At 62.5% G+C, this 21348-nt stretch carries 15 protein-coding genes; 11 read left to right on the forward strand and 4 right to left on the reverse strand.

Features of this window, described 5'->3' with window-relative positions; genetic code table 11:
- The first annotated feature begins 30 nt into the window (after window positions 1-30).
- The 7 genes from GU3_RS08010 (at window position 31) to GU3_RS08040 (ending at window position 9653) form a co-directional block, all read left to right on the forward strand.
- Window positions 31-546, forward strand: a complete 516-nt coding sequence (locus GU3_RS08010; RefSeq protein ID WP_014292024.1) for a TRAP transporter small permease — start codon at window positions 31-33, stop codon at window positions 544-546.
- The gene (locus GU3_RS08015) at window positions 546-1832 is read left to right on the forward strand and encodes a TRAP transporter large permease (RefSeq protein WP_014292025.1); all 1287 of its coding nucleotides are present in this window, start codon (window positions 546-548) and stop codon (window positions 1830-1832) included. Before GU3_RS08010 ends, GU3_RS08015 begins: the two co-directional genes overlap by 1 nt.
- A gap of 220 nt (window positions 1833-2052) precedes the next feature.
- Complete coding sequence (locus tag GU3_RS08020) at window positions 2053-2742, forward strand: isochorismatase family protein (protein WP_041543037.1); 690 nt, start codon at window positions 2053-2055, stop codon at window positions 2740-2742.
- Window positions 2743-2824: 82 nt separating this feature from the next.
- Window positions 2825-4918, forward strand: a complete 2094-nt coding sequence (locus GU3_RS08025; RefSeq protein ID WP_014292027.1) for a hydantoinase/oxoprolinase family protein — start codon at window positions 2825-2827, stop codon at window positions 4916-4918.
- A gap of 14 nt (window positions 4919-4932) precedes the next feature.
- Window positions 4933-6699, forward strand: coding sequence for a hydantoinase B/oxoprolinase family protein (locus GU3_RS08030; protein WP_014292028.1), 1767 nt, complete (start codon window positions 4933-4935; stop codon window positions 6697-6699).
- 86 nt (window positions 6700-6785) lie between these two features.
- Entirely contained in the window at window positions 6786-8276 is a 1491-nt protein-coding gene (locus GU3_RS08035; RefSeq protein ID WP_014292029.1) for an NCS1 family transporter, read from the forward strand.
- A 165-nt stretch (window positions 8277-8441) separates the two neighbouring features.
- Complete coding sequence (locus tag GU3_RS08040; RefSeq protein WP_014292030.1) at window positions 8442-9653, forward strand: beta-ketoacyl synthase N-terminal-like domain-containing protein; 1212 nt, start codon at window positions 8442-8444, stop codon at window positions 9651-9653.
- A gap of 9 nt (window positions 9654-9662) precedes the next feature.
- Here GU3_RS08040 and GU3_RS08045 read toward each other — a convergent pair whose 3' ends face one another.
- The 4 genes from GU3_RS08045 to betI form a co-directional block, all read right to left on the reverse strand.
- Complete coding sequence (locus tag GU3_RS08045) at window positions 9663-10562, reverse strand: LysR family transcriptional regulator (protein ID WP_202798274.1); 900 nt, start codon at window positions 10560-10562, stop codon at window positions 9663-9665.
- 159 nt (window positions 10563-10721) lie between these two features.
- Window positions 10722-12404 (reverse strand): choline dehydrogenase, encoded by a 1683-nt coding sequence (gene betA / locus GU3_RS08050; RefSeq protein WP_014292032.1) that lies wholly within the window; start codon window positions 12402-12404, stop codon window positions 10722-10724.
- Window positions 12405-12422: 18 nt separating this feature from the next.
- On the reverse strand, window positions 12423-13886 hold the full coding sequence (betB, locus tag GU3_RS08055) for a betaine-aldehyde dehydrogenase (protein WP_014292033.1): 1464 nt from the start codon (window positions 13884-13886) through the stop codon (window positions 12423-12425).
- On the reverse strand, window positions 13877-14479 hold the full coding sequence (betI, locus tag GU3_RS08060) for a transcriptional regulator BetI (protein ID WP_014292034.1): 603 nt from the start codon (window positions 14477-14479) through the stop codon (window positions 13877-13879). Before betI ends, betB begins: the two co-directional genes overlap by 10 nt.
- Before the next feature lie 374 nt (window positions 14480-14853).
- Here betI and fdhA point away from each other — a divergent pair, with 374 nt between their 5' ends.
- The 4 genes from fdhA (at window position 14854) to fdhF (ending at window position 21069) form a co-directional block, all read left to right on the forward strand.
- Window positions 14854-16041: a formaldehyde dehydrogenase, glutathione-independent gene (fdhA, locus tag GU3_RS08065; RefSeq protein WP_202798294.1), complete on the forward strand. Its 1188-nt coding sequence runs from the start codon at window positions 14854-14856 to the stop codon at window positions 16039-16041.
- A gap of 119 nt (window positions 16042-16160) precedes the next feature.
- Window positions 16161-16652, forward strand: a complete 492-nt coding sequence (locus GU3_RS08070) for a formate dehydrogenase subunit gamma (RefSeq protein WP_014292036.1) — start codon at window positions 16161-16163, stop codon at window positions 16650-16652.
- On the forward strand, window positions 16652-18205 hold the full coding sequence (locus GU3_RS08075) for an NADH-quinone oxidoreductase subunit NuoF (protein ID WP_014292037.1): 1554 nt from the start codon (window positions 16652-16654) through the stop codon (window positions 18203-18205). Before GU3_RS08070 ends, GU3_RS08075 begins: the two co-directional genes overlap by 1 nt.
- The gene (gene fdhF, locus GU3_RS08080; RefSeq protein WP_014292038.1) at window positions 18202-21069 is read left to right on the forward strand and encodes a formate dehydrogenase subunit alpha; all 2868 of its coding nucleotides are present in this window, start codon (window positions 18202-18204) and stop codon (window positions 21067-21069) included. Before GU3_RS08075 ends, fdhF begins: the two co-directional genes overlap by 4 nt.
- The last annotated feature ends 279 nt before the right edge of the window (window positions 21070-21348 follow it).

The following is a 21348-nucleotide window of genomic DNA, read 5'->3' on the forward strand; positions in this document are numbered from 1 at the left end:
GGTGGTGGCTCACCAGGAGGGTGAATTACCATGTCCCTGTTTACCAAAACCGTTGACAGGCTATGCCATGGCCTGTTTCTCGTCGGGGTCGCCGGCGGCATACTGATGACCATTACCGTCTTCGTCAGTACCCTGCTGCGCTACCTGTTTGACCATCCCCTTCATTTTTCCAACGAACTCGCCGGTTTACTGTTTTTTTCCCTGACCTTTCTTACCCTGCCCCATGTGCTCAACAGCGGCCGGCATATTCGTATCGATCTCGTTACCCGCACCCTGTCGGCACGAACGGCCCGGCTGGCGGAGACCCTGGCCGGTCTGGTGCTGATCCTGTTTTCCGCCATTGTCATTTACGAGTCCTGGGATTTCATGGTGTTTTCCCGGGAGATCGGCGCCCGTTCCGATATCAGCGGCCTGCTGCTGTGGCCCTGGATGGCGCTGATGCCGCTGTCGTTCGCCTTGTGCATTCTGGTGCAACTGCGCCACGGCCTGCGCTACCCGGACGGTAACGTCCATGCCGATAATGAACACTCCGTGGAGGTGGCGTAATGAGCTGGCTTATCCTGAGTTCCGGGCTGCTGTTGCTGCTGGGCGGCGGTGCCTTGTTGGGGGCGTCGCTGGGTCTGGTGGGGCTGATTTTGCTGCACTTTCAGGGCGGCGGCGCCACTTCCCTTGCCATTAATTCGGTGTGGAACCTGCTGACCGGGTTTTCCCTGACGGCGGTGCCGCTGTTTATCTTTCTGGGTGACATATTGCTGGCAAGCGGCGTGTCGACCCGGGTCTATAACGGCCTGACGCCGCTGTTCCGGCGCATACCGGGCCAGCTGCTGCACACCAATATTGCGGTGTGCACCCTGTTCAGCGCGGTCAGCGGCTCCAGCTCGGCCACGGCGGCGGCCATCGGCTCCATCGGCTATCCGGAGCTCAAGCGACGTGGCTACTCGCCGAGCATGGTGGTGGGCACCCTGGCGGCGGGAGGCACCCTGGGGTTGCTGATCCCGCCCAGCCTGGCGCTGATCATCTACGGCGCCACCCAGCATGTGTCCATCGGCAAGCTGTTTCTGGCCGGCATTCTGCCCGGGCTGATGATCTCCGCCGCCTTTTTTGTCTGGATCATTATTCGCTCCCGCATCGGCAGCCGGGTGGTACCGGAAGGCCTCGAGGCCATGGACTGGGCCGAGGTGCGCCGGGGGCTGACCCAGATCTGGCCGCTGCCCATTCTGATCTTCTTTGTGCTGGGCACCATTTACCTGGGCATAGCCACGCCCACGGAAGCGGCGTCGCTCGGGGTGGTGGCCAGCATGGTGCTGGGCTTTAGCTGGGGGGATCTGACTTTCGCCAGGCTGTGGCAGGCGTTCAAGCGCTCTACCATGATGTTCAGTGCCATCGCCTTTATCATGCTGGGCACCGCCATTCTGTCCCAGGCGGTGAGCATGCTGGCGTTGCCCCGGGAAGCGGTGGCGGCCATCTCGAACATCGGCTTTGGCCCCTACGGCATTCTGCTGATGATAGTGCTGGTGTACATCGTGCTCGGTTGCTTCTTCGACGGCATCTCCCTGCTGCTGATGACCTTGCCCATTACCTTTCCCATGGTGATGAGCCTGGGGTTCGATCCCATCTGGTTCGGGGTCATTGTCACCCTCTTGATGGAAATCGGCATGATCACGCCGCCGGTGGGGCTCAACCTGTTTGTGCTGACGTCCATCACCCGCAACGAGGTCAACCTTACCGAGGCGGCCTGGGCATCCTTGCCCTACTGGCTGATCCTGCTGGGGGCGGTGGGCCTGTACACCCTGTTCCCGGGGCTGGTGCTGTGGCTGCCCGGCTTTGGCTGATGAAATGAATGTGGTTATTTGCTTCGAAAAGCCGGCATATTGCCGGCTTTTTCACGTATTAAGCGCAGTATAGGGATTATTCACTTCAGGTTATCAATCCATTAAAAAAGTGAATTGGATGTTAATAATGAGGCTGGGTACTCTGTAGTTGCCAACGAAGGAAACGGCGTGAAAGAGCCGGGATATTCCACTTTTAATCAGCAAAAAACGGAGAATGACCATGTCAAAGGATTTAATGAGCATGCTGAACCAGGCGTTCGATGAAGCCACCTCCCTGTATCAGCAAAACGGCTTTCAGCGCCGGGTGGGATTCGGCAAAAAGCCGGCGCTGATCAGCGTCGATCTGGCCAACGCCTGGACTCAACCCGGCAACCCTTTTACCTGCGACAAGATTGACGACGAGATCATTCCCGGCATGCAACGCCTGCTGGAAGCGTTCCGCGCCAAAAACCTGCCGGTGGTGCACGTGACCACCTGCTATCAGGTGAACGACCGCAACAACCCCAACACCGACATGGGCCTGTGGCACAACAAGATCCCGGTGGACTTCTGCGCCCAGGACAACGAAGAGCTGTGGGCCATCGATTCCCGCATCGCGCCCATTGAAGGAGAGCAGGTGCTCATCAAGAAGCACGCCAGCTCCTTCCAGGGCACCTACCTGGCCGGCTTTCTGCGCGCCGCCGGGGTCGACACCGTGCTGGTGACCGGGGTGACCGCTTCCGCCTGTGTGCGCACCACCATCTGTGACGCCATGGCCGAAGGTTTCCGCCCCATCGCGGTGAAGGAATGCATCGGTGACCGCATTCCCGGCGCCGTGGCCTGGAACCTGTTCGACATTGACGCCAAGTTCGGTGACGTGGAAACCGTCGACACCTGTGTGAACTACCTGAACAAGCTCGAGAAACAGTAAGATTCTCACCCACGGCTCGGTGGAAGGCGGAGCCCCATAAAACGCCTTCCACCGGCTCCTTAATGGATTGAAGGAGAAGCAAATGGCACGTATCGGCGTAGATGTAGGCGGTACCAATACCGACCTGATACTGGAAACCACGAACAGGGACTCTATCGGAAGGGGGATATTTGAACACAAGGTGCCCAGCACCACCGAGGATCAGTCCATCGCGGTGATGAAGGGCATACTGGAAATCTGTGACAAGGCCGGGCTCGACAAGCGTGAAATCGACCTGATTGTGCACGGCACCACGGTGGCTACCAACATTTCCATTGAAAAAAACGGCGCCGAGGTGGGCATGCTTACCACCAAGGGCTTTCGGGACATACTGCACATCGGTCGCCACAAGCGCCCGCACAACTTTTCCCTGCACTTCGATGCCCCCTGGCAGTCTTCCCCCCTGGTCAAACGCCGCAACCGTATTCCCATCAATGAACGTATTCTGCCCCCCCACGGCACAGTAGAAACCCCCCTCGATGAGCAGGAAGTGCGCGACGCGGTCGCCACCCTCAAGGCCTGGGGCGTGCAGGCGGTGATTATCGGCTTTCTGTATTCCTTCCTGAACCGGGAGCACGAGCAAAAAGCCAAGGAAATCGTGCAGGAAATGATGCCCGGTGCCTTTGTCTGCTGCTCCAGCGAAGTGGTGGACGTGATGCGCGAGTACGAACGCTTCTCCACCACCGCCATGAACGCCTATGTGGGCCCCAGCACGTCCAGTTACCTGACCCACCTTTCCGATCAGTTGCGTGAAAACGGCATTGATGCCGACCTGCGCATCATGCAGTCCAACGGCGGCGTGGCCACGGTGGAAAGCTGCTGCGAGCGGCCGGTCAATATTCTGATGTCGGGCCCGGCCGGCGGGGTGATTGGCGGCCATCATTTTGCCCAGCTGGACGGCGAGCAGAACATCATCACCGTAGACATCGGCGGCACCTCGGCGGACATTTCCACCCTGTCCGATGGCGGCATCAAGATCATGAACCCGCGGGACTCCTACGTGGCCGGTTATCCGGTCATGGTGCCGATGATCGATCTCATCACCATAGGGGCGGGGGGCGGCTCCATCGCCTACGTCGACGACGCCGGCGGCTTTCAGGTGGGGCCGCGCTCGGCGGGCTCCAATCCCGGCCCGGCCTGTTACAACCGGGGCGGTACCGAGCCCACGGTGACCGACGCCAACATTGTGCTGGGGCGGCTGGATCCGGACCGCATGCTGGGGGGCGATCTCAACCTGGATCCGGCGCTGTCGGCGCAGGCCATACGGGAAAAGATCGCCGAGCCGCTGGGGCTCAGCGTCAAGGAGGCGGCGCTGGGCATTCTCAAAATCGTCAACAACAACATGGCCCTGGCCATTCGCTCCAACTCGGTGGCCCGGGGCGTGGATCCGCGGGACTTTGTGCTGATGCCCTTTGGCGGCGCCGGTCCGGTGCATGGCCCGGCCCTGGCGGCGGAAGTGAACGCCAAGGCGGTATTTGTGCCACCGGCGCCGGGGATTACCGCCGCGGCCGGCCTGCTCACCACCAACCTGCAGTATGAAGCCACCCGCTCCATGCTGTGCGATCTCAACACCATTACCGATGACCGCCTGGAGCAGTTGCAGCACAACTTGGCGCTGCTGGAAACCGAGATCATTCAGAAGCTCAAGGACGACGGGGTGGAAGCGGAAAACATGGTGCTGACCCGGCTGGCGGAATGCCGCTACTACGGCCAGGGCTTTGAGTTGCGGGCCAGCATTCCCGCCGGCGAGGTCAGCCGCGAGGCCGTGCAGGCGGTGATCCGCGATTTCCACCAGGCCCACGAGGCGGATTACGGTTACTGCTTCCAGGATGCGGTGGTGGAACTGGTGACCCTGAGGGTGATTGGCAACGCCGAGTCCCGCAAGCTGGACTGGCCCGAGTGCGAGGAAGCGGGCCCGGACGATCTGGCCAGGGCCTTCCTGTATGAGCGCACCACCGTGTTTGACGACGGCCAGGAATGCGTGACCCCGCGTTATGACCGCAAGGCCCTCAAGGCCGGGCAGACGGTGACGGGGCCGGCGCTGCTGGTACAACGGGATTCCACTTCACTGGTGCCGCCCGGATGGCAGGCCCGGATTTCCCGCCATGGCAATCTGTTTATTTCCAAGGACGCGTAAAGAGGATGAGTGACATGAACCAGACACAGGTCGATCCCATTACCCTGCAGGTCATCAACGGTGCCCTGAAAACCATCGCCGAAGAAATGGGCCACATCCTTTACCGTATGTCCTTTTCTTCCATTATTCGGGAGTCCCAGGATCTGGGGGCGGGGTTGTTTGACACCAACTTTCAGACCATCTGCGAGTCGGAGTCCACGCCCATGCACATTGGCTCCATTCCCGCCTACCTGCGTGGCATCGAGCAGACCCTGCAGGGCGGGGAGTGGCATGAAGGGGACGTGGTGATCCACAACCATCCCTATTACGGCTCCAGCCACTCGCCGGATCTGGCGGTGATCATTCCGGTGTTTTACCAGGGCGAGCTGGTGGGTTTTTCCGGCAACACTGCCCACCATATCGACATCGGTGCCGCCACTCCGGGGCTGATTATCGATGTGGGCGATGTGTACGCCGAGGGCATGCTGCTGGCGGGCATCAAGCTCTATGAAAAGGGCGTGCGCAACGAGGCCCTGGCCCAGATGATCACCCAGAACAGCCGGGCCTCCACCCAGTTGCTGCGGGACATCGACGCCCAGGTGGCCTCGGCCCAGCTTGGGGTCAAGCGCTTCAAGGAGCTGCTGGACCGCTACGGCAAGGACACCACCTTTGCCGCCGTGGATCAGCTTATCGACTACTCCGAGAGCATACTGCGCCAGAAAATCCGTGAGGTGCCCAACGGCGAATACCGGGCCGAAGGCTTTCTGGACGACGACGGCCGCAACCGGGAAGAGCGCCTGCCGGTGGTGGTGACGGTGAAGGTGGAGGACGACAGCATCACGGTGGATCTCACCGGCTCGGCGCCCCAGACCCCCACCGCCTACAACGTGCCCTTTGAGGGCTCGTGCAAGGTGGCCGCCTACGCCGCCTTTCGCAAGCTGTTGCTCGACACCCACACCATGGATGTGCCGGTGCCGTCCAACGAGGGATCGTTCCGGCCCATCAAGGTGGTGGCGCCGAAAGGCTCCATTTTTAATCCGGTGTTTCCGGCGGCGGCCGAGGCCCGCTTTACCCAGTGCAACCGCATGATCGATCTCATCATCAAGGCGCTGGCGCCGGTCATGCCCGAACGGGTGATTGCCGGCAGCTCCGCCTCCATCTCCTTTGCCTCCTATTCCGGGGTCAAGGAGGACGGCGACTACTGGGTGTTCCTGGAGGTGAACGAGGGCGCCTACGGCGGCCGGCCTCATTCCGACGGCCCCGACTGCATCGACAACCTGATGGCCAATACCCGCAACAACCCCATCGAGGATCTGGGCATGCACCTGCCGATGATCTGCGATCGCTACGAGCTGCGCGACGACGTCATGCCCGGCGCCGGCAAGTACCGGGGCGGCATTGGGGTGGTCAAGGCTCAGCGGGTGCTGACCCCGGGCTTTATCACCCATGAAAGTGAGCGCCATTTCGACGTGCCCTGGGGCGTGTTCGGCGGCACCGACGGCGCCGTGGGCAAGACCGAGATCTACAACCAGGCCGAGCCTGAGCGGGTAACCCAAATGCACTCCAAGTTTTCCGGCCATGCCACTCAGGCCGGCGACGTCATGGCCTATTACTCCCCTTGCGGCGGTGGCTACGGCAACCCGCTGGAGCGCCCGGCGGAGCAGGTGCGGGAAGACGTGCTGGACGACTTCTGTACCCGGGAGCATGCCTTTGAGGTGTACGGCGTGGTGCTGAACGAGGCGCTTGAACTCGACATGATGGCCACCCTGGATCGCCGGGAGCTGCTCGCCCGCGCCGGCTGAAACATAACGTCGTCATTGAGTACAGCTTTGCTCGGGGCGGGTTATCCGCCCCTTTTTTTGTCTGAAATATGACTAAGGACGGTAATATGAACACAAATGAGCAAGTGATTACGTCGCCCGAAGGGGTTGCCGGGCAGCACACCAACCATCTGATGGAGTCCTCCATTCTGCCGGTGCGGCATCAGCGCAGAACCATCGGCGCCTGGGGCTTTGTGTGGATCTGGGTGGGGATTGCGGTGATCATCGCCACCTTTCAGCTGGGGGCCAACGGCGTCACCGGCCTGCCCTTGTGGCAGGTGATCCTGACCATACTGATCGCCAACGTGATCTTGGCGTCATTGATGACCCTGACCGCCGACATCGGCACCGAGCACGGACTGTCGTTCTCAGTGTACCTGAGGGCGCCGTTCGGGGTGTACGGCACCCACATTCCCTCCATCTTTCGCGGGCTGATCGCGGCGGTCTGGTTCGGTATTCAGACCTACCTGGGGGCGTTGGCGCTGAACGGCATCGTGGAATACCTGACCGGCTTTTCCAGCTGGCCGCTGTGGTACCTGGTGTTCGCCCTGGTGCAGGTGGCCAATACGGCACTGGGCATCAAGTCGGTGGAGCGGCTGGCGGCCATTGCCGCTCCGGCGATCATGGCGATCTCGGTGTGGATGTATTTTACCCTGGATGTGCTGGCCCAAACACAGGGCATCAATATCTGGACCTTTGTGGGCGAGGCGGATGTTTCCATTCTGACCCTGTTCCTGGCCAATGTGGCGTTCTGGTCGACCCTGGCCATCGACATTCCCAATATCACCCGGTACGTCAAAACCACGCCGGGCGCCCGGGGCTTTGTGGCGCGCAACCGTAATATCTTTCTGGCCCAGCTGGTGGCCCTGCCGGTCACCCAGGCCTGGATTGCCCTTATCGGTGCCGTGTCCTTTATTGCCGCCGGCGACTGGAATCCGATCACGGTGATCCAGGGGCAGAGTGAAGGCTTCAGCCTCATCGTGCTGCTGGTGCTGGTGATCCTGGCCCAATGGTCCACCAACAATGCCGCCAATCTGATCCCGGCGTCGCTGGCCTTTGTCAATGCCGGCGCCCCCTACATCAAATATCCGGTGGCGGTGTTTATTGCCGGTGTGGTGGGTACCCTGTCCATGCCCTGGGCGATACTGGATAATCTGTTTGCGTTTTTATTTTCTTATGGCTCATTTTTGTCGGCCATTGGCGGCATCATGATTGCCGATTATTTCATTTTACGAAACCGGCGGCTGAATGTGCCCGAGCTTTATTCCACTCAGGGCCAGTTCCGTTATTACAAAGGAGTGAATCCGGCGGGCCTGATTGCCTGGCTGGCGGCCGGCGTGCTGGCGTTTTTCTCCGGCATCTGGGCCTTTGTGGTGGGTCTGTTTGCGGGCATGTTCATTTACTGGCTGCTGATGATCGTCTGGATATTGCGTTATTACCCGCAGAAAGACATTGAAAATAAACAGGGTGAACACTATCTTGGTACCAGCAGCGCCATTAACTGGCACTACAATAAATCCCTGAAGTCATTTCAGCGAGTGCCTTCCGACGAGCAATAAAGACGAAACTCCGTGGTGTATTTTTGGGCAAGGTCTCTTGCCCCTTTTTTATTCTTTCGATTTCATGTTTTATTGATGTTTATATTCAATCAATGACCTGGAAACGGCGTGATAACGTTAACCCTACAATCTCAGAGCGCCCAATACATTGCAGAGGTGAGCAGCATGCGTCGAGTCGTCATTACAGGAATGGGAATAGTTTCAAGCCTTGGCAACAGCCTGGAAGAGGTGACGTCGTCACTGAAACACGGCTATTCCGGCATCGACATCAACCCGGCCTACCGGGACGCCGGGCTGCGCAGCCATGTGTCGGGCATGCTGGACGCGGACTTCAGCCGCATCAACCGCAAACACCGGCGTTTTATGGGCGATGCCGCCGCCTATGCCTATCTGGCGATGCAGGACGCCATTGCCGATGCCGGACTGACGCCGGCGCTGGTGTCTCATGTAAAAACCGGTTGCGTGATGGGCTCGGGAGGCGGCTCCAGCCGCGACATCGTGGAAGCCAACCAGCTGCTGGCAAGCGGCGGAGTGAAAAAGGTCGGCCCCTACCGGGTGCCGCGCACCATGACCAGCACGGTGTCGGCCTGTATCGCCAGTTTTTTCAATATTCGCGGCCTTAATTATTCCATCGCCTCGGCCTGCGCCACCAGCGCCCACTGCATTGGCCATGCCTTTGAACAAATTCAGTTCGGCAAGCAGGACATTATTTTTGCCGGCGGCGCCGAGGCGGAAGACGTCAGCCAGAGCTGCATGTTCGACGCCATGGGCGCCTTTTCCACCGGCTACAACGAGAACCCTACCCGGGCCAGCCGGCCCTACGATCAGCACCGGGATGGCTTTGTGATCAGCGGTGGCGCCGGCGTGCTGGTGCTGGAAGAGCGGGAGCACGCCCTGGCCCGGGGGGCGCGCATCTACGGCGAAGTGGTCGGTTACGGCACTTCCTCCGACGGCCAGGACATGGTGTCGCCCTCGGGAGAAGGGGCCTTGAGAGCCATGCAAATGGCGCTGGCAGACTGTGCGCTGCCGGTGGACTACCTCAATACCCACGGCACCAGCACTCAGGCGGGGGATCTGGTGGAGATTGACGCGGCCCGGGATGCCTTTGGCGGCAAGCTGCCGCCGTTCAGCTCCACCAAGGCCCTGAGCGGCCATGCCCTGGGGGCGGCGGGGGCGCACGAGGCCATTTATTGCCTGCTGATGATGCGCGACCGGTTTCTGACGGCCTCGCACCATATCGAGCAGCTGGACGAGGCCCTGAAGGGGTCGCCCATTCTGCTCAATACCCTGATGGATGAGCCGGTGCACTGCGTGGTGTCCAACAGCTTTGGCTTTGGCGGCGCCAACGCCAGCCTGGTATTTGCCCGCGCCGACTGAAACCAAGGCTCAGGCGGGCAGGGCTTCACCCTGCAGGTGCCGAATAAAGTGGGCGAAGCTGGGGCTGATAAAGGCGCTGTTCCAGGCCGCAATGGTTTCCACCTGGTGCTCAATGCCTTCCAGCGGGATCAGGTGAATGTCTTTGCGGGTAAATTTGCGCACGCACTCGGTGTATACCGAAATGCCCATGTTGGCCGCCACCAGCCCGAAAATACCGGTGCTGGTGGTGGCTTCCTGCACGATATTGGGGGAAAAGCCCGCCTGCTGGCAGTTCTTGAGAAAGCGGCTGCGAAAGGCCCGCCAGCAATTGTCCGCGCCCAGAATAAACTTTTCATTCCTGAGCTCTTCCAGCCGCAGGCTGCTGCGCTCCGCCAGCGGATGGCGCTGGGGCAACACCACCAGCAGCCCTTCCACCGCGCAGGGGAGGGTTTCGATACCCGGCATGTTGAGCGGCCCTATCATGAAGCCGGCGTCGATGCTGCAGTCCTGCAGCGCCCGGTGCTGCTCGTGGGAGGGCATGTGGCTCAGCTCGATGGAGATATTGGGGTATTTTTCCTTGAACCGCTCGATGATGTCCGGCAGTACGCCGTTGATGGAAAAGTCGTTGTAGGCGATGGAAATATGGCCAATGTCCCCCTGGGAGGCAGCCTGGGCCAGGTGCACGCCCCGCTCCAGCACCCGCAGCCCTTCACGGCACTCGGCCAGCAACAGCCGGCCGGCTTCGGTCAGTGCCACCTGGCGGGTGGTGCGGGCCAGCAGCTCCACCCCTACGGATTCTTCCAGCCCCTTGATTAACCGGCTCAAGGCCGGCTGGGTAATAAACAGGCTGTCCGCCGCCTTCTTGAAATGCAACGACTCGGCCACGGCCATAAAGGCCTTGATATGGCGCAGATCGAATCTGAAGTTCATGCCCATGCTGAAACAGTCCTTGCGTTGGTTTATCGTCCATGACCGCCCTTTTTTCCTGAAAGGGCCGTTATGACCATAAAGACTGAACCCAAGGCTGTAAAGAGGGTCGCTCACGCGGCCATACAAAACGGGCGCCTCTCAATGGGCGCCCCTGCAAGGTCAGCTTACCTTGCGTGCCGGCTGACCGGCACGCTGCCGTTGCTGCCACTCGGGATCCAGGCCGATGTCCGCCTCGGACGGTGCCAGCGGCGCCTTGCCCCGGATCAGATCCGCGGCCCGCTCCGCCACCATGATGGTGGGAGCGTTGAGGTTGCCGTTGGGAATGGTGGGGAAGATGGACGAGTCCACCACCCGCAGGCCCGCTATGCCCCGCACTTTGGTTTCGGGGTCTACCACTGCCAGCTCGTCCGTGCCCATTTTGCAGGTACAGGAGGGGTGGTAAGCGCTTTCCACCGCCTGGCGCACAAAGGCATCGATTTGTTCGTCGGTGTGAATGTGTTCACCGGGCTGGATTTCCGCTTCCCGGTAGGGGTCCATCGCCGGCTGGTTGATGATCTCCCGGGTCAGCCGCACGCAGGCGCGAAAGCCCTCGCGGTCTTCCTCGTGCTCCAGGTAATTGAAGCGAATGCGCGGCGCCATGCCGGGATCGGCGCTGGCCACCTTCACGAAGCCCCGGCTTTTCGGCTTGTTGTGGCCGATGTGCACCTGAAAACCATGGCCGTCGAAGGCCTCGCGGCCGTCGTAGCGCATGGCGGCGGGCAGAAAGTGGTATTGCAGATCCGGCCATTCCACCCCGGCTTTCGAGCGGATAAAACCGCAAGACTCGAAGTGGTTGGTGGCGCCCAGGCCGTCTTTTTTCAGCAGCCAGCGGCTGCCGATCAGGAACTTATTCCAGAGATCCAGCTTGCCGTTGAGGGAAATGGGCTGCTTGCAGCGGAACTGGAAATAGAACTCCAGGTGATCCTGCAGGTTTTCGCCCACCCCGGGCAGCTCGTGCTTCACCTCGATGCCGGCGGTCTCCAGGGTGTCTCTGGCGCCGATGCCGGACAGTTGCAGCAGGTGTGGCGAGCCGACGGAGCCGGCACTGAGAATGACCTCCTTGCTCACCCGCACCTCCTGCACCCGGCCGTTGCGTTCATAGCGCACGCCCACCGCCCGTTTGCCGTCGAGCAGCACTCTGTGTACCAGGGCGTGGGTGACCACGGTCAGGTTGGGGCGGCTCATGGCCGGGCGCAGGTAGGCGTTGGCGGTGGACCAGCGGCGGCCGTTTTTCACCGTCATGTGCATGGGGCCAAAGCCTTCCTGCTGGCGGCCGTTGTAGTCGGCGGTGGGGAAGTAACCGGCTTCCACCCCGGCGTCCACAAAGGCCTGGTACAGAGGGTTTTGCATTCGGTTGCCGTTGTTGACCCCGAGCGGCCCTTGGTCGCCGCGATAGTCGTCGCCGCCAAAGGCCCAGCTTTCGGCCTTCTTGAAGTAGGGCAGGCAGTGGGCGTAGTCCCAGCCCTCGGCGCCGTGCTGCTGCCATTCGTCAAAGTCGCGGGCATGGCCGCGCACGTAGACCATGCCGTTGATGGAGGAGGAGCCGCCCAGCACCTTGCCGCGCGGGCAGTGCATGCGGCGGTTGTCAAGGAAGGGCTCGGGCTCGGTCTCGAACTGCCAGGCGTACTTCTTGGTGTTCATGGGAATGGACAGGGCGGTGGGCATCTGAATGAAGATGCTCTTGTCGCTGCCGCCGGTTTCCAGCAGCAGCACGGTGTGCTGGCCGTCCTCGGTGAGGCGGTTGGCCAGCACGCAGCCGGCGGAGCCCGCGCCCACGATGATATAGTCGAATTGGTTTTGCATTGCGTTACCTCGCGGCCCTTAAAACGGGCTTTCCAGCTTGTTCATACCCACGTACACCGCCTTCAGCTGGGTGTAATGATTCAGGGTGGCCAGGCCGTTTTCCCGGCCGATGCCGGACAGCTTGTAGCCGCCCACCGGCATCTCGGCGGGGGAGGCGCCGTAGGCGTTGATCCAGCAGATGCCCGCCTGCAACTGGTGGATCACCCGGTGCGCCCGGCGAATGTCCTTGGTAAAGACGCCGGCGGCCAGGCCGGTGTCGGTGTCGTTGGCGCGCGCCACCACCTCGTCCTCGTGCTCGAAGGTCAGCACCGACATCACCGGGCCGAAGATCTCTTCCCGGCAGATGGTCATGTCGTCGCGACAATCGGTGAAAATGGTGGGCGCCACGAAGTAGCCGTTGGGGGCCGAGGCCGGACGCAGGGCTTCGCCGCCGTGGGCCAGGGTGGCGCCTTCTTCCACGCCTTTGCGGATATAGCCCAGCACCTTGTCGTAGTGGGCCTTGGAGATCAGGGCGCCGAAGTTGGTGGCCGGATCCAGCGGATCGCCGGCTTTGATGTTGTTGCGGGTGCGTTCCAGCAGCCGCGCCATAAAGGCCGGGTAGAGCTCTTTATGCACGAACACGCGGGTGCCGTTGGTGCAGATTTCGCCCTGGGTGTAGAAGTTACCGAGCATGGCGGCGGAGACGGCATCGTCCAGGTCGGCGTCGTCGAAGATAATGAGCGGCGACTTGCCGCCCAGCTCCATGGTGACGTCCTTGAGGCTGCCGGCGGCGGCGGTCATCACCTTCTTGCCGGTGCCCACCTCGCCGGTGAAGGACACCTTGGCGATGTCCGGGTGGCCGGTCAGCCAGGCGCCCACGGCGCCGTCGCCCTGCACCACGTTGAACACCCCGGTGGGTACCCCGGCCTCAATAAAGACTTCGGCCAGCTTGAGCGCACCCAGGGGGGTCTCTTCCGAGGGTTTGAAGATCATGGCGTTGCCGCAGGCCAGGGCCGGGGCGGATTTCCAGCAGGCGATCTGCAGCGGATAGTTCCAGGCACCGATGCCGGCGCAAATGCCGAGCGGCTCCCGGCGGGTATAGTAGAAATCGCCCCCGAGGCTCTGCTGGTTGCCTTCAATGGAAGGGGCCAGCCCGGCGAAAAACTCGATGCTGTCGGCACCGGTGACCACGTCCACCACCGAGGCCTCCTGCCAGGGCTTGCCTGTGTCCAGCACCTCGATGCGGGCCAGCTCGTCGTTGCGCTCGCGCAGCAGGGCCACGGCCCGTTGCAGAATGCGGGCCCGCTCCATGCCGGTCATGGCCGACCACTGCGCAAAGCCGCGCCGGGCCGAGTCGATGGCGAGCGCCTTGATGTGCTCGTCGGCCACTTCCACTTCATAGATGACCTCGCCGGTGGCGGGGTTGACCACCTCAAAGGTGTCGCCGGACTGGTTGGCCACATAGCGGCCGTCGACAAAGTTCAGGTGTCGGGTTAATGACATTGGGACACTCCATGCTGCTGTAGCAGATCGGTGATGAATTTCTTGCACAGTTGCTCGCCGTCGCGGAATTCCTGATCCGGATCCGGGCTGAGCGCACTGCGCAGCCAGAAGCCGTCAATCAAGGCGGCGGTCTGATGGGCGGCAATTTTTGCCTGCTCCGGCCCCAGCAGGGGGCGGAAGGAATAGCGCAGGTTGCTGATCAGCCGCTGGCTGTTCACCTGCTGCAGCCGGGCCAGGCGCGGGTCGTGCATGGCCTGGGCCCAGAAGCTCAGCCACGACTTGGTGGCCGGGCGCGAGCGCTGGAACTCGGTAAAGTTGGCTTCCACAATGCGCATCAGTCGCTGCTCTGGGCTGATGTCGGCGCTGGCGCGGCTGAGCAGTGCCTGCTTCAGCTCGTCCAGCAATTGGCGAACGGTCGCTTCAATCAGCTCCTGTTTGCCGCCGAAGTAATGGCTGATGATGCCCGACGACATGCCGGCCAGCCGGCTGATGCTGTTGATGGTGGTGTTCTGCAGGCCGTATTCGGCCACCGAGGCCAGGGTGGCGTCGATCAGCTGTCTCCTGCGGGTATCCTTGATTCCGGTAATAGGCATAATTTTTTATTAATTGAACGTTCAATAAAAATAAGCTTAAGGACAGATTTTCAAATGATCAAGTGAAATCTGCTGGCGAAGTCAGCAGGGTGGGGAAATAGGCTTTCTTAATGCAACCATTAATTAATACAATTTTAACATGATGCCATTCTGCCCTAGTCTGGCACCGGGAGCGCGGCCCTGTCTGCGGTGCAGTGGGGGGCCATGTCTTGTTTTGGCAAGTGGATGTCTTAATCAGCAATGTTGCAAATGGATTTCGGCAGTCTACTGGGAGCCTGCCGGAGAAGGCGACACGACTTCCCGGCTCGGTACGTTTCGGCCCGGCGCCGAAGCGTCAAACCCGTCAAGCAAGAAGGATGCTGAACATGTGTGCGATACACGGTAACAGGGGTGTGGTTTATACCGGTCCCGGCAAGGTCGAGGTCCAGTCCATCGCCTTTCCCGAGCTGTCTCTGGGCAACAGGGCCTGCCACCACGGGGTGATCCTCAAGGTGGTGTCCACCAATATCTGCGGCAGCGACCAGCACATGGTACGCGGCCGCACCACGGCGCCTTCCGGCCTGGTGCTGGGCCACGAGATCACCGGCCAGATCATTGAATGCGGTCGGGATGTGGAGTTTCTCAAGGTGGGCGACATTGTGTCGGTGCCGTTCAATATTGCCTGCGGCCGCTGCCGCAACTGCAAGGAAGGCAAAACCGGCATCTGCCTGAACGTGAACCCGGCCCGTCCCGGCGCTGCCTACGGCTACGTCGACATGGGCGGCTGGGTCGGTGGCCAGTCCGAATACGTGATGGTGCCCTACGCCGACTTCAACCTGCTGAAGTTCCCGGATCCCAACCAGGCGCTGGAAAAGATTCGCGATCTGACCCTGCTGTCGGACATCTTCCCCACCGGTTTCCACGGCTGCGTGACTGCCGGCGTGGGCCCGGGCTCCACCGTCTACATTGCCGGGGCCGGCCCGGTCGGTCTGGCCGCCGCCGCCTCAGCCCAGCTGCTGGGTGCCGCCTGCGTGATCGTGGGCGACATGAATCCGGAGCGCCTGGCCCAGGCCCGCAGCTTTGGCTGCGAAACCATCGATCTGCGTGAAGAGGGCTCGATGGAAGACAAGCTGGAGGTCATTCTGGGCGAGCGGGAAGTGGACGCCTTTGTGGACTGCGTTGGCTTCGAGGCCCATGCCTGTGGCTGCAACCACGGCAAGGAGGCCCCGGCCACCGTGCTCAACTCGGCCATGCAAATCACCCGCGCCGGCGGCCAGATTGGCATTCCCGGCCTGTACGTGACCGAAGATCCGGGCGCGGTGGACGCAGCGGCCAGAGAGGGCGCGCTTAGCATGCGCTTTGGTCTGGGCTGGGCCAAGTCCCACTCCCTGCACACCGGTCAGTGTCCGGTGATGAAGTATCACCGCCCCCTGATGCAGGCTATTCTGTTCGACAAGGTGCAAATCGCCAAGGCGGTAAACGTGCAGGTGATTTCCCTGGATCAAGCGGTACAGGGCTATGCCGACTTCGACGGCGGCGTGGCCAAGAAGTTTGTCATTGACCCCCATGGCATGGTGGCCTGAGCCCCGCCCGGGAGTGAATGATGTGGCCCGGTTCGCCAGTGGTGAGCCGGGCGTAAGCAATTGAGCAAGCAGACCGGTGCCCTTAGCGGCACCGGCTTCATAACAACAAGGTGGATACGATGGAAGATAATCACACAGTCATGGACACCACCCTGGAGCAGTTGGTCGGCTCCCTCAAAGATACCCCCGGCGCCCTGTTGCCTATCTTGCACCGTATTCAGGACCAGTTCGGTTATGTGCCGGACCGGGCTTTGCCGATCATCGCCAAGGCCCTGCGTTGCACCACCGCCGATGTACACGGCGTGATCAGTTTTTATCACCACTTTCGCCGCAGCCAGCCCGGTCGCCACCTGCTGGAGGTGTGCCGGGCCGAGGCCTGCCAGGCCCGGGGCGCCCGGGAGTTTGAACGTCACGTGAAGGAAAGGCTCAAGATTGGCTTTGACCAGACCACGGCGGACGGCGAGTTCACCCTGAAGGCGGTGTATTGCCTGGGTAACTGCGCCACCGGGCCCTCCCTACGCCAGGGTGACCGGGTGCTGAGCCGCATGAACCCCGAGCGTTTCGACAAGCTGGTGGAGGATCTCACCACCTACAAACTGGAGCTGAAATAATGACCCTGCGTGTCTTTGTTCCTTACGAGACCACAGCGTTGTCCCTCGGCGCCGACGACGTGGCCACCCTGATCTGCCGCGAAGCCGAGGCCCGCGGCATTGAGCTTGAGCTGGTACGCAACGGCTCACGGGGCCTGTTCTGGCTGGAGCCGCTGGTGGAAGTGGAGACCGATGCCGGCCGTTATGCCTTTGGCCCGGTGGAAGCCGGTGACGTGGCCTCGCTGTTTGAGGCGGGCTTTGCGCGCGGCGCCGTCGATCACCCCCTGGCACTGGGGCCGACCGAGGAGATCCCCTGGCTCAAACGCCAGCAGCGGGTCACCTTTGCCCGCATCGGCGTGACTGATCCGGTATCCATTGAGGATTACCGCGCCCACGGCGGCTTTGCCGGCCTTGAAAAAGCGGTGACCTGCACGCCCCAGCAACTGGTGGACATGGTCAAGGCCTCGGGCCTGCGGGGCCGGGGCGGTGCCGCCTTTCCTACCGGCATCAAGTGGCAGACGGTGCTGGACGCCAAGGGCGCGAAGAAATACATCGTCTGCAACGCCGACGAGGGCGACTCCGGCACCTTTGCCGATCGCCTGGTGATGGAAAGCGATCCCTACATGCTGATTGAAGGCATGGTGATTGCGGGGCTCGCCGTGGGCGCCACCCAGGGCTACATCTACCTGCGGGAGGAATACCCGCTGGCAGACGAGCTGCTGACGCTGGCCATTGAACGGGCCCGGGCCGCCGGCTTTCTGGGTGACGACATATTGGGCAGCGGCCAGCGCTTTGAGCTGGAGGTGCGCCTGGGCGCCGGCGCCTATATCTGCGGCGAGGAGACCTCGCTCTTGGAAAGCCTGGAAGGCAAGCGCGGCCTGGTGCGCGCCAAGCCGCCGCTGCCCGCCATTGAAGGCCTGTTCGGGATGCCGACCGTGGTCAACAACGTGCTCAGCTTGGCCGCCGTGCCGTCCATTCTGAGCGAGGGGCCCGAGCATTACGCCAGCTTCGGTATCGACCGCTCCAAGGGTACGCTGCCGTTCCAGCTGGCCGGCAACCTCACCCGGGGCGGCCTGGTGGAGCTGGCCTTTGGCCATTCCCTGCGTGAACTGATTGAAGACTTCGGCGGCGGCACCGCCACCGGCCGACCGGTGCGGGCGGTGCAGGTGGGCGGCCCGCTTGGCGCCTATCTGTCGCCGGCGCAGTTCGACACCCTGCTGGATTACGAGGCGTTTTCCGCCATCGGCGCCGTGCTGGGCCACGGCGGGGTGGTGGTGTTTGACGACAGCGTCGACATGGCCGAGCAGGCCCGTTTTTCCATGGAATTCTGCGTGGAGGAGTCCTGCGGCAAGTGCACCCCCTGCCGCATCGGCGCCGTGCGCGGGGTGGAGGTCATTGACCGCATCATGCAGGGCGAGAGCCGGGACGCCAACCTGGCGCTGCTGGATGACCTCTGCGACACCATGATGCAGGGCTCGCTGTGTGCCATGGGCGGCATGACCCCCTTCCCGGTGAAGAGCGCCATGACCCTGTTCCCCGAAGACTTTCAGCGCCAGAGAGGCGACCAGTCATGATTGAATATTGTTTCCCGGAAAAAGATCTGGGCACCCCGGCCAGGGAGTCGGAGGTGCACGTTACCCTCGTGATCGACGGGGTGGAAGTCACCGTGCCGGAAGGCACCTCGGTGATGCGCGCTGCCGCCCTGGTGGACATCAACATTCCCAAGCTGTGCGCCAGCGACAACCTGGAGGCCTTTGGCTCCTGCCGGCTGTGCACCGTGGAGATCGAAGGCCGGCGCGGCTATCACGCCTCCTGCACCACGCCGGTGGGCGAGGGCATGGTGGTGCGCAGCCAGACTCAAGGGCTGGCCAAACTGCGCCGCAACATCATGGAGCTGTATATCTCCGACCACCCCCTGGACTGCCTGACCTGCCCGGCCAACGGCGACTGCGAGCTGCAGGACATGGCCGGCGACGTGGGCCTGCGCGAGGTGCGCTACGGCTTTGCCGGCGAAAACCACCTGAGCTTGGGCAAGGACGAGTCCAACCCCTATTTCACCTTTGACGCCAGCAAGTGCATCGTCTGCTCCCGCTGCGTGCGCGCCTGCGGCGAAGTGCAGGGCACCTTTGCCCTGACCCTGGAAGGCCGGGGCTTTGACTCCAAGGTGTCCACCGGGCGGGACAACGACTTTTTAAGCTCCGACTGCGTGTCTTGCGGCGCCTGCGTACAGGCCTGCCCGACCGCCACCCTCACCGAAAAATCGGTGATCGAGCAGGGCCAGCCGGAGCACAGCGTGGTGACCACCTGCGCCTATTGCGGCGTGGGCTGCTCGTTCAAGGCGGAGATGAAGGGCGACCAGCTGGTGCGCATGACCCCCTACAAGGGCGGCCAGGCCAACCACGGCCACGCCTGCGTGAAGGGGCGCTTCGCCTTTGGGTACGCCACCCACAAGGACAGGCTGACTCAACCCATGATCCGGGACGCCATCGATCAGCCCTGGCGCGAGGTGAGCTGGGACGAGGCCATCGGCTTTGCCGCCCGCCGTCTGCGCGAGGTGCAGCAGCAACACGGCAAGCACAGCGTGGGCGGCATTACCTCGTCCCGCTGTACCAACGAGGAAACCTACCTGGTGCAGAAGCTGGTGCGGGCCGCGCTCGGCACCAACAACACCGACACCTGCGCCCGGGTCTGCCACAGCCCCACCGGCTATGGCCTCAAGATGACCCTGGGCGAGTCGGCGGGCACCCAGGACTTCGACTCCGTGCTGCAGTCCGACTGTATTCTGGTGATCGGCGCCAACCCCACCGACGCCCACCCGGTGTTCGGATCCCTGCTGCGCAAGCGGCTGCGCCAGGGCGCTCAATTGATCGTGGCGGATCCGCGCCATATCGATCTGCTGGACACCCCGCACACCGCCGAGGCCCTGCACCTGCCCCTGCGCCCCGGCGCCAACGTGGCCCTGGTGAACGCCCTGGCCCACGTGATCGTGACCGAGGGGCTGGAAGACCAGGACTTTATCGCCGCGCGCTGCGCCCCCGAGGACTACGCCGCCTGGCACGAGTTCATTGCCGATCCGCGCCATGCCCCCGAGGTCATGAGCGATGTGATTGGCGTGCCCGCCGAGCGCATTCGTGAGGCCGCCCGGCGCTATGCCGGCGCCGGCAACGGCGCCATCTATTACGGCCTGGGCGTGACCGAGCACAGCCAGGGCTCCACCACCGTCATGGGCATTGCCAACCTGGCCCTGGCCACCGGCAACATCGGCCGGCCCGGCGTGGGGGTAAACCCGCTGCGGGGCCAGAACAACGTGCAGGGCTCCTGCGACATGGGCTCCTTCCCCCACGAGCTGCCGGGTTACCAGCCGGTGACCGACGCCGCCGTGCGGGCCAGTTTTGAGCGGGCCTGGGGCGCCGAGCTGCACGCCGAGCCGGGGCTGCGCATTCCGGGCATGTTCGACGCCGCCATCGAAGGCCGCTTCAAGGCCCTGTATGTGCAGGGGGAGGACATCGCCCAGTCGGATCCCAACACCCAGCATGTGGAGGCGGCGCTGCGTGCCCTCGATCTGCTGATTGTGCAGGACATCTTCCTCAACGAAACCGCCAAGTTCGCCCATGTGATTTTGCCCGGCGCCACCTTCCTCGAGAAGAACGGCACCTTCACCAACGCCGAGCGGCGCATCAACCGGGTGCGCAAGGTAATGGCGCCCCTGGCGGGCAAGGAAGACTGGCAGGTGACCCAGGAGCTGGCGCAGGCATTGGGCTACCCCATGCACTATGAGCATCCGTCGGAGATCATGGCGGAGATTGCCTCGGTCACGCCGTCCTTTGCCGGGGTCAGCTACGCCAAGCTGGAGGAGCTGGGCAGCATTCAGTGGCCCTGCAACGACGAGCACCCCACCGGCATGCCGGTGATGCACGGCGACAGCTTCCCCATCGGCCTGGGCCGCATGGTGGTGACCGAGTTTATGCCCACCAGCGAGCGGGTGAGCGAGGCGTTCCCGCTGCTGCTGACCACGGGGCGCATTCTCTGCCAGTACAACGTGGGGGCCCAGACCCGGCGCACCCAGAACAACGTTTGGCATGGGGAAGACGTGCTGGAAATTCACCCTCACGACGCCGCCGCCCGCGGCATTGTTGACGGCCAGGCGGTGACCATTGCCAGCCGCACCGGCAATACGGTGCTGCGGGCGAAACACAGCCAGCGCATGCAGCCGGGGGTGGTGTACACCACCTTCCACTTCCCCCACAGCGGCGCTAACGTGATCACCACCGACAACTCGGACTGGGCCACCAACTGCCCGGAATACAAGGTGACGGCGGTGCAGGTGAGCGGCACCAGCGACCGGGCCCTGTCGGACTGGCAGCGCCGTTTCGAGGCCTTTACCGAGCAGCAACTGGCCTTTGCGGAGCAGGCCCACCACTCCGTGAAGGAGCACTAACGGAAGACGCCGGCGCAAGCCGGCGTTTTTTTGCGTGCGGCTCCACGGCGCCGAGCCGGCATGACGCAACCTGGCCCTGAGCATCGACGCTCCCGAATGATATAATGCCGCGAACATCGGCCAGCAGGTGGCCGCACGCCGTATTGCTGAGCCGGGGGCATGAACATGGGAAACACAATGGCTAGAAGAGTTGTTTTACCGGGGCCAGGGCCTTGCCTGACTACGAGCCCTGCTCTGGCCAGCCTTCAGCCGGTGCGACCCCGCCGGCCACTTGGTATC

Source organism: Oceanimonas sp. GK1 (genome assembly GCF_000243075.1).
Classification (GTDB): Bacteria; Pseudomonadota; Gammaproteobacteria; order Enterobacterales; family Aeromonadaceae; genus Oceanimonas.

Excerpts from the sequence above, each read along its gene's own strand:
- GU3_RS08010 (WP_014292024.1), top strand. The coding sequence starts at position 31 with ATGTCCCTGTTTACCAAAACCGTTGACAGGCTATGCCATGGCCTGTTT.
- GU3_RS08015 (WP_014292025.1), top strand. The coding sequence starts at position 546 with ATGAGCTGGCTTATCCTGAGTTCCGGGCTGCTGTTGCTGCTGGGCGGC.
- GU3_RS08020 (WP_041543037.1), top strand. The coding sequence starts at position 2,053 with ATGTCAAAGGATTTAATGAGCATGCTGAACCAGGCGTTCGATGAAGCC.
- GU3_RS08025 (WP_014292027.1), top strand. The coding sequence starts at position 2,825 with ATGGCACGTATCGGCGTAGATGTAGGCGGTACCAATACCGACCTGATA.
- GU3_RS08030 (WP_014292028.1), top strand. The coding sequence starts at position 4,933 with ATGAACCAGACACAGGTCGATCCCATTACCCTGCAGGTCATCAACGGT.
- GU3_RS08035 (WP_014292029.1), top strand. The coding sequence starts at position 6,786 with ATGAACACAAATGAGCAAGTGATTACGTCGCCCGAAGGGGTTGCCGGG.
- GU3_RS08040 (WP_014292030.1), top strand. The coding sequence starts at position 8,442 with ATGCGTCGAGTCGTCATTACAGGAATGGGAATAGTTTCAAGCCTTGGC.
- GU3_RS08045 (WP_202798274.1), bottom strand. The coding sequence starts at position 10,562 with ATGAACTTCAGATTCGATCTGCGCCATATCAAGGCCTTTATGGCCGTG.
- betA (WP_014292032.1), bottom strand. The coding sequence starts at position 12,404 with ATGCAAAACCAATTCGACTATATCATCGTGGGCGCGGGCTCCGCCGGC.
- betB (WP_014292033.1), bottom strand. The coding sequence starts at position 13,886 with ATGTCATTAACCCGACACCTGAACTTTGTCGACGGCCGCTATGTGGCC.
- betI (WP_014292034.1), bottom strand. The coding sequence starts at position 14,479 with ATGCCTATTACCGGAATCAAGGATACCCGCAGGAGACAGCTGATCGAC.
- GU3_RS08070 (WP_014292036.1), top strand. The coding sequence starts at position 16,161 with ATGGAAGATAATCACACAGTCATGGACACCACCCTGGAGCAGTTGGTC.
- GU3_RS08075 (WP_014292037.1), top strand. The coding sequence starts at position 16,652 with ATGACCCTGCGTGTCTTTGTTCCTTACGAGACCACAGCGTTGTCCCTC.
- fdhF (WP_014292038.1), top strand. The coding sequence starts at position 18,202 with ATGATTGAATATTGTTTCCCGGAAAAAGATCTGGGCACCCCGGCCAGG.